General features: G+C 62.9%; 12 protein-coding genes. 8 read left to right on the top strand and 4 right to left on the bottom strand.

The window, feature by feature from the left end; all coding sequences use genetic code 11:
• Positions 1–225: 225 nt before the first annotated feature.
• The 8 genes from ACIQWO_RS05800 (at position 226) to ACIQWO_RS05765 (ending at position 9,804) form a co-directional block, all read left to right on the top strand.
• Positions 226–1,725: an NCS1 family nucleobase:cation symporter-1 gene (locus tag ACIQWO_RS05800; protein WP_402821845.1), complete on the top strand. Its 1,500-nt coding sequence runs from the start codon at positions 226–228 to the stop codon at positions 1,723–1,725.
• Between the two features lie 347 nt (positions 1,726–2,072).
• Complete coding sequence (locus ACIQWO_RS05795) at positions 2,073–2,801, top strand: aspartate/glutamate racemase family protein (RefSeq protein ID WP_402820416.1); 729 nt, start codon at positions 2,073–2,075, stop codon at positions 2,799–2,801.
• Between the two features lie 149 nt (positions 2,802–2,950).
• Positions 2,951–4,141, top strand: a complete 1,191-nt coding sequence (locus ACIQWO_RS05790) for a PAS domain-containing protein (protein WP_402820413.1) — start codon at positions 2,951–2,953, stop codon at positions 4,139–4,141.
• Positions 4,132–4,776, top strand: coding sequence for a response regulator (locus ACIQWO_RS05785; RefSeq protein ID WP_402820410.1), 645 nt, complete (start codon positions 4,132–4,134; stop codon positions 4,774–4,776). The genes ACIQWO_RS05790 and ACIQWO_RS05785 overlap by 10 nt, the downstream gene beginning before the upstream one ends.
• A gap of 271 nt (positions 4,777–5,047) precedes the next feature.
• A complete protein-coding gene (locus ACIQWO_RS05780) occupies positions 5,048–6,319 on the top strand; it encodes an amidohydrolase family protein (protein WP_402820406.1) in 1,272 nt (423 codons plus the stop codon).
• A 28-nt stretch (positions 6,320–6,347) separates the two neighbouring features.
• Entirely contained in the window at positions 6,348–6,884 is a 537-nt protein-coding gene (locus ACIQWO_RS05775) for a DUF1097 domain-containing protein (protein WP_039398196.1), read from the top strand.
• Positions 6,885–7,233: 349 nt separating this feature from the next.
• Positions 7,234–8,784: a gamma-glutamyltransferase family protein gene (locus ACIQWO_RS05770; protein ID WP_402821842.1), complete on the top strand. Its 1,551-nt coding sequence runs from the start codon at positions 7,234–7,236 to the stop codon at positions 8,782–8,784.
• A 129-nt stretch (positions 8,785–8,913) separates the two neighbouring features.
• Positions 8,914–9,804, top strand: coding sequence for a LysR substrate-binding domain-containing protein (locus tag ACIQWO_RS05765; protein ID WP_402820403.1), 891 nt, complete (start codon positions 8,914–8,916; stop codon positions 9,802–9,804).
• A 48-nt stretch (positions 9,805–9,852) separates the two neighbouring features.
• Here the strand turns inward: ACIQWO_RS05765 and ACIQWO_RS05760 are convergent, their stop codons facing one another.
• From ACIQWO_RS05760 to ACIQWO_RS05745, 4 genes are all read right to left on the bottom strand, one after another.
• On the bottom strand, positions 9,853–10,692 hold the full coding sequence (locus ACIQWO_RS05760; protein ID WP_402820400.1) for a bifunctional allantoicase/(S)-ureidoglycine aminohydrolase: 840 nt from the start codon (positions 10,690–10,692) through the stop codon (positions 9,853–9,855).
• Between the two features lie 174 nt (positions 10,693–10,866).
• On the bottom strand, positions 10,867–12,102 hold the full coding sequence (locus tag ACIQWO_RS05755) for an amidohydrolase family protein (RefSeq protein WP_402820397.1): 1,236 nt from the start codon (positions 12,100–12,102) through the stop codon (positions 10,867–10,869).
• Between the two features lie 218 nt (positions 12,103–12,320).
• Positions 12,321–12,830: an AidA/PixA family protein gene (locus ACIQWO_RS05750; protein ID WP_402820394.1), complete on the bottom strand. Its 510-nt coding sequence runs from the start codon at positions 12,828–12,830 to the stop codon at positions 12,321–12,323.
• Between the two features lie 28 nt (positions 12,831–12,858).
• Entirely contained in the window at positions 12,859–13,359 is a 501-nt protein-coding gene (locus tag ACIQWO_RS05745) for an inclusion body family protein (RefSeq protein WP_402820391.1), read from the bottom strand.
• Positions 13,360–13,455 lie beyond the last annotated feature (96 nt).

Here is a 13,455-nt window from a genome sequence, read left to right as displayed (position 1 = left end):
GCGTGCGACGAGTTTCCATCCATTTTTCGAATACCACCCAACCAAACATTTAATTTCCCAATTCAAAACGTCCCACCCATACTCCATTGCACCAACACGCATTCAGCAAGGGCGATGCATAGACCGCGCCAATAAGCGGTCAGACCGAACGGTCAGGTCGTCCTTGCTTCAATCAAGGAGACAATGCGGATGCAATTGGACGTTTCGAACGAGGTCCTGGGCGGCATGCCCTCGACCGGGCAGTCTCATGCCCAAACTCACGCCCATCACTCTGTGCACGGGCTGAGCCCACGGCTGCATAACGCCGATCTGGCCCCGACAAAGGCCGAAGGACGGCGCTGGGGCCGCTACAGCATCTTTGCGCTGTGGACCAACGATGTGCACAACATCGCCAACTACTCCTTCGCTATCGGACTCTTCGCGCTGGGCCTGACCGGCTGGCAGATGCTCGCGTCGCTTGGCATCGGCGCGGCGCTCGTCTACGTCTTCATGAACCTGACGGGCTACATGGGCCAGAAGACCGGCGTGCCGTTCCCGGTCGTCAGTCGCATGAGTTTCGGTGTCTTTGGTGCGCAGATTCCTGCCATTGTGCGTGCCGTCATCGCGATTGCGTGGTTCGGCATTCAGACGTATCTCGCCTCGGTCGTGCTGCGGGTATTGCTCGTGGCGGTGTGGCCTGCGGTGGGTGCCTTCGATCACAACAGTGTGCTAGGTCTGTCGACACTCGGCTGGCTGAGCTTCGTCGCCATCTGGCTCGTGCAACTCGCGATTCTCGCGTACGGCATGGAGATGGTGCGCAAGTACGAAGCGTTCGCCGGGCCGATCATTCTCGTGACCGTCACGAGTCTTGCGGTGTGGATGTATCACCGCGCCGGAGGCCATATCGCCATGTCGGTCGGCACGCCGCTCACGGGCGTTGCCATGTGGATGAAGGTCTTCGCGGGCGGCGCGTTGTGGCTCGCCATCTATGGCACGCTGGTATTGAACTTCTGCGACTTCACGCGTGCTTCACCGAGCCGCAAGGTCATTCGCACCGGCAATTTCTGGGGGCTGCCCGTCAATATCCTGATCTTCGCGGTGATCAGCTTCGTGCTCGCCGGTGCGCAGTTCAGTCTGAACGGTCAGATCATCCACAGCCCGACCGAGATCATCGCCACCATTCCCGACAAGACGTTCCTCGTGCTCGGCTGTCTCGCGTTTCTCGTCGTGACGGTCGCCGTCAACATCATGGCGAACTTCGTCGCCCCGGCGTTCGTGCTCACGAGTCTCGCACCGCATCGGCTGACGTTCCGTCGCGCAGGGCTCATCAGCGCCACGATTGCCGTCGTTATCTTGCCGTGGAATCTCTATAACAGCCCCATCGTGATCGTGTACTTCCTGTCCGGTCTCGGTGCGTTGCTCGGTCCGCTCTACGGCATCATCACCGTGGACTACTGGCTGCTTCGCAAGACGTGCGTGCACGTGCCGCATCTGTACAGCGAAATGCGCGAGGGCACTTACCACTATGTGCGCGGCGTGAACCCGAAGGCGGTGATCGCGCTGGTGCCGTCGGCGCTGGTCGCGGTGACGGCGGCGCTCGTGCCTGCGTTCAGCGCGCTCACACCGTTCTCCTGGCTGCTCGGCGCAGGCATTGCCGGTGGCGTGTACTACGCCATCTCGGACCGTCGCCGCACGTTCGACGATTGCTCGGGCGAGCACTTCGCCGTCGACAGCGCCGCACACTAGGGTCTGTTCACATTAATACGGGCTCGTGAACGTGTTCTACCGGCTGGCTGGCAAGGCGCTCGCAGCGCCGCTTGGTTGCCCCAAGCAAGCTGCGGGCAACGCCGCCAGACGGCCGGTAGGGCACGTTCCCTTCGGGTTGTCCACCCAAAGGGGCGATCGCGGCGTCATGATCCTCGCGAATATTACCGATATTCGCTTCGGCTCATTCCTTGCGCTCGCCCCTTTGGCCGGGCAACACGAGCCCGTATTAATGTGAACAGACCCTAGTCCCCCCGCCTGCGCTGCGCCGGTAGCGCAGGCGAGTTTTACCTCTGCACCCATCCCATCTAGTCCCTTCTGGAGTGTTTATGAAGATCCTTGTCGTGAACGTCAACACGACGGCCGCGATAACCGACGCCATCGCGCACCATGCACGTGCGAGCGCGTCGCCGGGCACGGAAATCGTCGGACTCACGCCGCACTTCGGTGCGGAATCCGTCGAAGGCAATTTCGAAAGCTATCTCGCGGCCATTGCCGTGATGCAGCGCGTGATGAGTTACGACGAACCGTACGACGCCGTGATTCAAGCCGGTTACGGCGAACACGGACGCGAAGGCTTGCAGGAATTGCTGCACGTGCCCGTCGTCGACATCACTGAAGCCGCCGCGAGCATGGCGATGCTCCTAGGCCACAGATACTCGGTCGTGACCACGCTCGATCGCACGGTGCCGCTCATCGAAGATCGCTTGAAGCTGGCGGGTCTCGACGCTCGCTGTGCTTCGGTGCGCGCGAGCGGCATGCCGGTGCTGGAGCTGGAGCGCGATCCGCAGCGCGCCATCGAGGCCGTCGTGGCGCAGGCGGAGATCGCCGTGCGCGACGACCATGCCGAAGTCATCTGTCTTGGTTGCGGCGGGATGGTGGGGCTCGACGCGAAGATTCGCGAGCGCACGGGCGTACCGGTTGTCGATGGCGTGTCTGCTGCCGTCGCACTCGCCGAGTCGCTGGTGCGGCTCGGCCTGAGCACGTCCAAGGTGCGCACGTATGCACCGCCCCGCCGCAAGCAGATCGTCGGCTGGCCGCAGGCGCTGTTCGGCTGACGCAGATGATATCTGCCCGTTGCTCCCGCCCCGCTGCGACATCCATCAGAAAAACTCATGAAACGTTGCAGCATGCCGATATGCGGGAAAACTAGAGGCGCGCCCGCGCGCCGGTCTGGCTATATTGGTTGCGGACCGGTGCTGGTGTCATGGCGAACCTTTGGCAAGGCGAGCGCCTTGTTTTCAAGCCTCTGACTGTGCTGCACCGCGCCATTTCATCGGTACGGCAAGGAGACGCAGTGGAGACGCATGGCGAACTGCACCGGGCGATTCTGAACAACATCCCGGATCAGGCGTGGCTCAAAGACACCGAGTCGCGCTATATCCTCGTCAATGACGCCTTCATGGCCGCATGCGGGCGCACCGAGGCTGACATCATTGGCAGCACGCCGGACAAGGTCTGGTCCTCCGAGTGGGGACGTGTGTACCTCGCTACCGACCGTGCTGTCGTCGCGAGCGGCGTTCGTCGTCGCTACGAAGAAAGCCGACCCGGTGCGGACGGCGCACCACGCTGGTTCGACACCGTCAAGATGCCTGTGCGCGATGCGCACGGACGCATCGTCGGCACCGTCGGCATCTCCCGCGACATCACAGACCGAAAGCGCTCCGAGATGGCGCTGCTCGATTCGCGCGCACAACTTCGTCAGCTCTCCGCGTATCTGCAAACCGTACGTGAAGCCGAACGCACACGCCTGTCGCGCGAATTGCATGACGAACTCGGGCAGTGGCTGGGCGGTCTGCGTCTCGGTCTTAACTATCTGGAGACGCAACCGGACCTGCCTGCCGCAGATCAGTCCGCCCAAATCCAGATGCTCAAGGAACTGGTCGACGAGACCATCGACGCTGTGCATCGCATTGCGGCGGATCTGCGCCCGGCGGTACTCGACGAACTCGGCCTGCACGCCGCGCTGGAATGGCTCACGGAATCGTTTGCGCAGCGTCACGGCTTGCCGTGCGAACTGGCGATGCCCGAGTCGGTGACGGCGTGCCTCGATAGCGAGTGCAGCACAGCCATCTTCCGCATCGTGCAGGAGTCGCTCACGAACGCGAGCCGTCACGGACAGCCGACGCAAGTCCGCGTGACGCTCGAACTGCGCGACGGTCACTGCCACGTGTGCATCAGCGACGACGGGCGGGGTATGGATCCGTTGCGCGCCGGACATGGCCAGCGGCTTGGCCTCATGGGCATGCGCGAGCGGGCGCTGATGCTGGGCGGTGCCTTCGATATCGAAAGCGCGCCAGGGCAGGGCACGCGCATCGTCGTGCGGATTCCCGCACGGCCCGCAACGCACGCCTCGACGATTCCGGCGACTCACGATGCGGGGTGGCCATGCGTGTAATGATTGCCGACGACCACGCGATCATTCGCGACGGTCTGAAAAAGATCATTTCGATGGCCCCCGACATGGCCGTCGTGTCCGAGGCGGTGGATGGCGAAGACGTTCTGAAGCGTCTGCGCCTGACCACCGTCGATGTGCTGTTGCTCGATATGTCGATGCCCGGCAAGAGCGGCATCGCGCTTATCGCCCAGATCAAGTCTAGCTATCCGTCGCTGCCGATTCTGGTGCTCAGCATGTATCGCGAGTCGCAATATGCGGTGCAGGCCATCCGCGCGGGTGCGGCGGGCTATCTGACGAAGAACGCCGAGTCCGAGCAACTGATGAGCGCCATCCGGCGCGTGGCACGTGGTGGCACGGTCGTGTCGCCGCTGGTGGCCGACAAGCTCGTGCGTCAGTTGCAGCAACCGGCCGAGGCGCTACCGCACACGCGTCTGACGGCGCGCGAGTTCCAGATTTTCCAGATGCTGGTCGAAGGCAACGGCATCAACGACATTGCGCGCTGCCTGTCGTTGTCGGCCAAGACCGTCAGCACGCACAAAGCGAACATTCTCACCAAGATGGACATTCCATCGACGGCAGGGCTTGTGCATTACGCCATCGAACATGGCCTGATCGTCGCCGGTACCGATGCCTGATCAGGCGTTGAATTCCCTTGGCCGGACCCTCTGTCCGGTCAAACCCTTCCCCACGTTTTGATTGCTGCACCGCGTCTAGGGAAATTCTTAGGCGAAAACCAGCAAATCCCGATGCCCCGTAGTCGGGCGCTCTTCTAATCTTGGTTCAAGCCTCTCTTGAACCTTTGCCACCCCGGCCGTCAACGCATTCCTAGCACCCCGGCCAAGTCCATCAACCTCACTCTGCGACGTGATTCGCAAGTGCTTTTCGTGACGTAAGGAGACCCGCACCATGCATGTGGACCTGCTGATCAACAACGTGTGCGTACGCGATGACGCGCCGCTCGTGGATATCGCCATCAAGGGCGGACGCATCGCCGCGATAGAGCCGGGCATCGACGCCACCGCCGACGAGCAGATCGACGCGCAGGGCCGGGCTGCGATTCCCGGCCTCGTCGAGGCGCATTTGCATCTCGATAAGGCGCTGCTGCATCGTCGTCTGCCCGCACGTTTCGGCACGCTCGACGAGGCCATTCGCGTGACTGGCATTCTCAAGAGTAAGCAGGAGCGAGAAGACGTGCTCGACCGCTCGCGTCAGGTGCTCGACATGGCCGTCAAGAACGGCACGGTCGCCGTGCGTGCGCATCCGGACGTCGACCTGATTCAGGGCCTCATCGGCGTGGAGACGCTGCTCACGCTCAAGGACGAGTACGACAGCCTGCTCGATCTGCAGATCGTGGCGTTCCCGCAGGAAGGCATTCTCAAGTCAAAGGGCACCTATGAGCTGATGATCGACGCGCTGCGCATGGGCGCCGATGTCGTGGGTGGCTGCCCGTACAACGAGCTGAACTGGGAAGACACGAAGCGCCACATCGATATCGTGTTCGAGCTGGCGCAGCGCTTCGATGCGCCCGTCGACATGCACGCAGACTTCGCGGACGACACCAGCGATCAGCGCTTCGCCGCGATTTCCTACATCGCGCAGCGGACCATCGACACGGGCTATCAGGGACGCGTGTCGCTCGGCCACGTGACGAGTCTGGGCGCGCTTGACAACGACGAACTCGCGCCGGTGATCGAACAGATCCGGCTGGCGGGCATCAGCATCGTCACGTTGCCAGCAACGGATCTGTATCTCGGGGGGCGCAAGGATGTGCGGAACCAGCGCCGTGGACTGACCCCTGTAAAAGCGTTGCATAGCGCGGGCGTGAACGTCGCGTACTCGTCGAACAACGTACGTAACGCGTTCACGCCGTTCGGCAAGGCCGACATGTTGCAGATCGGCAATTTGCTCGCGCACGTGGCGCAGTTCGGCGTGCCCGAGCATCAGCAGGCGATTCTGGACATGGGCACGCATAACGCCGCGCGGGCCATCGGGCTGTCGCACGACTACGGCATCGCCGTGGGCAAGCAGGCCGATCTGATCATTCTCGATACGTTCCGGGTGGCCGACGCGCTGCTCGATATCCCGCCACGTCTGTGGGTCATCAAACGCGGCCGCATCACGGTCGTGACGCAGCACAGCTGCGAGATTCACCGGCATTCATGTTGTTGTGCGCAATGAAGTTCTTATAAAACTCAAGGAGACAATCATGAAGAAGCTGCCTGCGGAAGTCGTTGCCTCACTACTTGCTGTCACCACTATCCCGATTGCGATGCTGCCGTTGCATCTGCCGCCCTGGGCGATCTTCATCAGCTGGGCAGCCACGTTTGCGATGGGCGGCCCGACGCTGGTGAACCTCAAACGCATCTGGGCGACGCTACCGATCGGATCGTTCTTCGCGTTCCTGATCGTGCTGGGCTTCAAACAGGCCGCGACGCAATTCAGCGGCAACACGCTGGTGGTCGCGGAGATGGTGATTCTCTTCGCTGGCAACGGCTCGATGATGGCGCTGGCGCGCTTCTTCCCCGGCCTGAACTTCATCCCGGGCATGTTCTTCGGTTTCGCGACTTACTTCGCCACGCTGTTCGGCGGCTTCGGTCCCGTTGCGCAGGACCCGCTGGCCGCACTGGCCGCCGCCGTGGCGATGAACGCCCTCGGTCCGGTCTACGCCTGGGTCAAGGAGCGTTACTCCGCCCCGGAAGTTTCGCATCAGCGCAACTGGAAGGGCTGGAAGGCGGAAGTCTGACCTCCAACGCTTTGACGACTTAACTATGCGAGGGCGAAGCGCTGCCAGTGTCGGGTGCGCTTCGCCTTCCAATGACATCCCCAAGGGAGACGGCATGACGTTCGCACCAAAACTGGCCGATGGCCTCACTCCGACACCCCCGCAATCACAGCCTTCCACCAACGGCGACGCGACCGGCATCAACGCGCGTCGCAACTTTCTGATGGGAACGGCGGCACTCGCCGGTAGCGCCGTCCTGCCGCTCTCGGCTGTCGAGGCTGCCGAAGCCGTGGCAGCCGCGCCGTCGGTGGCGTCGAAAGCCGAGACGAACGCAAAGCCGGACGGGCGTCTCGCACAATCGACGCGCGGCATGGTGACCAGTCCGCATGAGCTGGCGAGCGAAGCGGGGCTGGAAGTGCTGCGCGCGGGCGGGAACGCCATCGAAGCGGCGATTGCCATCGGCGCGGTGCTGAGCGTCACCTATCCGCATTTCACCGGTCTGGGCGGCGATGCCTTCATGGTCATCAGCGATCGTGACGGCAATGTACGCACGCTCTCAGGCATCGGTCAGGCCGCAGCGCAACCGCCCGAGTACGGTAGCGCGATTCCTGTGCGCGGCCCCGGCGCGACGCTGACCACCGCCGCGACCGTTGCCATCTGGGACAAAGCATTCGAATTGAGTCGCACGCAGTGGGGCGGACAACAATCGTGGCCGTCGCTCTTTTCGCGTGCGACCGAGTACGCCGCGAACGGCTTTCCGGTGACGCCGTCGCAGCACTTCTGGCAGACGTTTCGTGCCAACGAGTTGTCCGGCTGGGAGGGCTTCTCAAGCACCTTCATGCCGAACGGACGCATCCCGCAGGCCGGTGAGCGCTTTCATCAGCCAGCGCTGGCGCGAAGCCTCGACAGCATCGCCACCCACGGCGGACGCGAATTCTATGAAGGCGATCTGGCCGGACGCATCGCCGCCGGTCTGAAGAAGGTGGGCTCGCCGTTGCGCGCGAGCGATCTCTCGCGTGCGCAGGCGCGTGAGGAAGTGCCGTTGCGCGTGGCATATCGGGACGGCGAGTTGCTCGGGTTGCGTCCGCCGACACAGGGCGTCACGACGCTTGAGATCATGGGCATCCTCAACCGCTTCGATCTGAAGTCGATGCCGGAGGGCAGCGCCGACTACTATCACGTGCTGGTCGAAGCCGTGAAGCTCGCGTTTCTCGACCGCAACCGCTACGTGGCCGATCCCGATTTCGTCGACGTGCCGGTGGATCGTCTGCTGTCGAGCACGAATCTCGACGCTCACGCGCGCAGCATTCGCATGGACCGCGCGATGCCGTGGCCGCACGTCTACAAGACAGGCGACACGGTGTACATCGGGGCGGCGGACAGTCAGGGCAATTGCGTGAGCATGCTGCAAACCGTCTACTTCGACTGGGGCAGCGGAGTAGTGTTGGGCGACACCGGTGTGCTGTGGCACAACCGAGGGGCATCGTTTAGCGTGGACCCGGCGAGTCCCAACGTGCTGCGCGGCGGCAAGCGTCCGTTCCATACGCTCAATCCCGGCATGTACCTGAAGGGTGGACGCCCGCAATTGCTTTACGGCACGCAAGGTGCAGACGGGCAACCGCAGACGCTGGCGGCCGTGCTCACCCGTCTCATCGACTACGACATGGATCCGTTGACGGCATTGAAGCGCCCACGCTTCCTGCTGGGCAAGACGTTCTCGGATTCGCGCGACAGCCTCAAGCTGGAGCAAGACGCAGGTGCTGGGGTGTTCACCGCGCTGGCGGCGCGAGGACACGAGATGAGTCCGCTGCCGCCACAAAGTCAACTTGCCGGGCATCCGGGGGCCATCCGTATCAGCCCGCAAGGACAGATGAGCGGCGCGCACGATCCGCGCAGCGACGGACGGGCGTTGGGCGTCTAACCAAGCGCTACCTGCACGACGCGGTGCCGGTCGCCACCCTGGCGCTGGCACCGCCGAAAACCCCAGTTGCCGGGCGTTCATCGCGCGTGATACAAGTTCAGCCATTCATCGCAAAAATAAATATGAGACATGGCTGGCAGTGCGAAATCGAATCGACCGCTGTTCGATCTGGACCTCTTGCGCTCGATCATCATGGTGGCCGATTGCGGCAGCTTCACGACGGCGGCCGCCCGTCTGCATTCGACGCAGTCCACCGTCAGTCAGAAGGTGAAGCGCCTGGAGGACATGGTCGGCCATAAGCTGCTCGACCGTGGCAATCGCGAGGTGCACGCCACCGACGCAGGCGAGCTGTTGCTCGGTTACGCGCGTCAGATGCTCGCACTCAACGATCAGATGTTCGAGGCGCTTTCGGGGGCGGTGGTGGCGGTGACGGTGCGCCTCGGTGTGCCGGAGGATTTCGCCACCGGTGCGACGACGCAGGTGCTCGCTCGTTTCAACCGTCAGTATCCGCAGGTCAAACTCGAAGTCACGAGCGGTCTGAGCCGCGATTTGCTAGGCAGTTACGATCACGGCGAACTGGATCTCGTGCTGGTCAAGCAGCGTCGCAACAGTCGCGAGTCGGTGGCGAGCAGTCCGGAAAAGCTGGCGTGGATCGACAGTGCGAAGCATCCGTCGTTCGGTCTCGATCCGGTACCGCTCGTGACGTTCCCCACGCGGGGGCTGTACCGCGACGACATGATCAACGCGCTCGAAGCGATGGGACGCAACTGGCGCATCAGCTTCACGAGTTCGAGTCTGAGCGGGATTCAGGGTGCCGTGGCCGATGGCATGGGGATCAGTCTGGTGCCGCCGCGCGCAGTGCTGCCGGGGCATGTGGTGCTCGGTCGTGCGCAGGGATTGCCTGTCGTCGACACGTTCGAGCTGGCGATCTTTCACCGGCCGACGGCCGACCCGATGGTGGTGGCGCTCGCCAAGGTGCTTGTCGGGATGCTGGAATCGAAACCGCGTGCGTCGAAGTGATCACGACGCACGCGGCTGAACTACCCGGGAACTACCGCTGAATACCGCTTACTTCGGCTGAGCGCCCAGCGTCAGATTCATGTGACGGTTGACGTCTTTGTACAGCAGGTAGCGGAACGGGCCCGGACCACCGGCGTAGCAGGCCTGCGGGCAGAACGCACGCAACCACATGAAGTCACCGGCTTCGACTTCCACCCAATCCTGATTCAGACGGTAGACGGCCTTGCCTTCGAGCACATACAGGCCGTGCTCCATCACGTGCGTTTCCGCGAACGGGATCACGCCGCCCGGCTGGAACGTCACGATGTTGACGTGCATGTCGTGGCGCATGTCCTGAATGTCGACGAAGCGCGTCGTCACCCAGCGGCCGTCGGTGCCCGGCATCGCGATCGGCTCGACGTCCTGCTCGTTCTTCACGAACGGTTCCGGATACGGCAGACCTTCCACGGCCTGATAGTGCTTGCGGATCCAGTGGAAGCGCGCCGTGCTCTGGCTGTTGTTGCGCAGTTGCCAGTCGGTCGCGGGCGGAATGAACGCGTAGCCGCCCGGGGTGAGCGTGTTCGCCTTGCCCTGAATCGTCACGGTGATTTCGCCTTCCACGACGAACAGCACGCCTTCGGCCTTGTCGTCCTGCTCGGGCTTGTCGCTACCGCCGCCGGCGCCCACTTCCATGATGTATTGCGCGAACGTCTCGGCGAAACCCGAGAGCGGACGTGCCAGCACCCACAGACGCGTGTTGTCCCAGAACGGGAGGTGGCTGGTCACGATGTCGCGCATCACGCCCTTCGGGATAACGGCGTACGCTTCGGTGAACATGGCGCGGTCGGTGAGCAGTTCCGTTTGGCTCGGATGCCCGCCGTGCGGCGCGTAATACGTAGTCTTGGACATGCTTGTTAGCTCCTGATGATTCTGATACGTCGTTCTGTTTTTCTCCCCATCGTCCGCCGCCGGGTTCCTGGGTCACGATCCACGCTTGGGGGCGCGCACGGATCGCTTCACCTCGGTGCGACGAACGTGAGCGACGCCAGCGCCTCGCGCAGGCAGCGGCGTCGCGCATGACAGTCAGGTCGGGGTGACCCCTGCTGTGTCTTTGAGCAGGGCGGGGTCCAGCGCGAGTTGCGCCGGGCCGCCCCAATAACGTCCGTGACGAATCACTGCACGCGCCGCCGGTGCGGCTGCCACAGCGGCTGCGGCGTTCGGTGCGTCGAAGACGACGAAGCTGGCTTCGTTGCCGGTGTGCAGTCCGTAGTCCGCTTTGCCGATCACGGCCGCAGCTGCCGTCGTCGCCATTTCCAGTGCGACGTGCAGGTCTTCGTCCGTATAGAAACCCGAGCGATAGCCGATCAGCATCGCGCGTTGCAGCATGTCGCCGTTGCCGTACGGCCACCAGCTGTCCTGAATGTTGTCGTTGCCCGTAAAGACACGCACACCCGCTTCGCGCAAGCGCAGAATCGGCGGGAAGGCTCGGTCGCCCGGGGCATTGGTCATGATCGAGACGTCGGCGTCGGCCAGCGCACGGGCGATGGTGTCGAGTTCCTCCGGGCCGATGTCGCCCAGTCCGTAGGCGTGGCTGACGGACACACGTCCCTGCAACCCGGCCGCCTGCGTACGTGCAGCAATGCGATGCAACTGCGCGAGACCGATATCGCCCGGCTCATGCAGATGGATGTCGATCTTCGTGCCGTGCTTCTCGGCAATGCCGAAGATCACACTCAGTTGCCCGTGCGGGTCGCCGTCGAGCGTGGTCGGGTCGATGCCGCCCACGACTTGCACACCGGCGCGGACGGCGTCTTCCAGGACTTCGGCCGTGCCGGGGCACGTCATCACACCGGCTTGCGGGAAGGCGACGAGTTCGATGTCCAGCCATTCGCGCCACTTTTCGCGCATGGCCAGGATTTCGTTCAGGTGCGTGAGGCCGGTGCTGGCTTCGACGTCCACATGACAGCGCATGGCGACGGTGCCGAACGACACGGTTTGACGCATGAGGGTGTCGGCACGCTGAGCCATCGGCGCGGCGGCGGCGATTTCCTGTTTCTCGGCGGCAAGGCGCTCGCGCAGGGTCGCAGCAGGGCGGTGCGGCCGCCAGCCATCGCCGACGAAGCTCTTGTCCAGATGGATGTGCCCATCGACGAAACCGGGCAGCACGAGCTTGCCTTGCAGATCGATGATTTGGGCGCCGGTGGCGTCGGGGGTGTACGACTCGGGCGCGCCGACGTAGGTGAAACGTCCGTCGCGCACAGCGAGGGTGATGGGGTTGCCGTCGGCACCGACGGCGCCGACGAAAACGCGGTGAGTCATTGGGAACGCCTCTATGCTGCCCGGGGCCTCGCTGGCGCTGCCTCACAACGTGCCGTGTGAACCTGTCGTGTGGAGGTGCGCAGCCGCGCTGCGGGGTCTCGTGGGGGGTGAAACTGCGGGGTAAGACTTACAAGATAGCGAACCGATCGGGCATCGACAAATTAAATATCAAAATGCATGCCATTCGATTTATGAATAGTTGGTTGCGGGTGAATCCATCAGCCCGCAACGATGGATAGCGGCCATCGAAATGTACCGAGGACCTCCGCATTTCGATCCGTCACGATTGCCTCGATCTGCATGTCGACGCTTCCCTCCGCAACAACGTCGACCTCCCAGCATGCGTCATGCGTGGTGCGCGTTTCGAACTTGGTGGGGTCTTCCATTTGTGGGACGAAGAGCGTCGCGTCGGGATTCGTCGTCAGGACCAGATCCGTGAGTACGTCGTCGTCAGGCAACTGCAAGTCAAGCAGGATTGCATGCTCGCCGCGCACCGATGTCGGGGACCAGCGGAAGCTGACACGCTCGCCAGGCATCGCATTCAGGTGAAGTTGCCCGTCGTTGCTGGTCAGCAGAGAATCCAGCCCGGTGCATAGCGCGTAACAGCAATCGGCGGCGGACTCTCCCGACAGCAACGCTGCGGCGTCGATGATTAACAGCACGTCCGCGCTGGTTTGGGATTCGGGCATAGCGGATTCCTTGCCGTGGGCAGTGGATTTGCGATCCACCGGCCGGTGGATCGCTGCCGTCAGTGATTTAGTCGTTGCGAATGCTGATGAACGGATCCCATTGATAGCAGCCGCAGAGATTGCCGCTGCGATCCAGAATCTGGAACTGGAAGTGATAGGTCACGCGTCCGGTCTTGAGCGTTTCGCACGACCAGAAGTAGTTGGATACCTGCTGCTTCTTCGGATGCGTGGGGTCCTGCGGGTTCGGCACGGGAATCTTGACCTCCGCTTCGCGCGGCGAGGGCTCCGAGATGAGATTGACCTGGCCGCTGACGAACTTGTAGAAGATGCATGACTCCTCGAAGCCCAACGAGAGGGAGTTTTCGCGCCAGCGGATCACGTCGCCGATCCGGGCAGCAACATCGAGTTCGCCACCGGCCTGACCGCTGACCACGTTCTTCTGCGTCACGATCATGAAAACGTGCTTGGCGTCGATGAGCGGCGGATTCGACAGACTGCTGTTCTTGCCATAGCGGTCGAGGATCGCCCTCGTGTCGATGGCAACGAGTACGTCAGTGACTTCAGACATGTGAGTCTCCCAAGAGGTGGAGTGATATGCCGTCGCAGAAGAGCGACGTCGTGGCGCGTAGCGATAGCGGTGCTTCGCGTCTCACTCGTGCAGGCT

This window comes from Pandoraea sp. NPDC090278, assembly GCF_044772185.1.
Lineage (GTDB): Bacteria > Pseudomonadota > Gammaproteobacteria > Burkholderiales > Burkholderiaceae > Pandoraea.
Note: the sequence above shows the minus strand (reverse complement) of the source record. Positions and strands in the feature narration are given on the sequence as shown.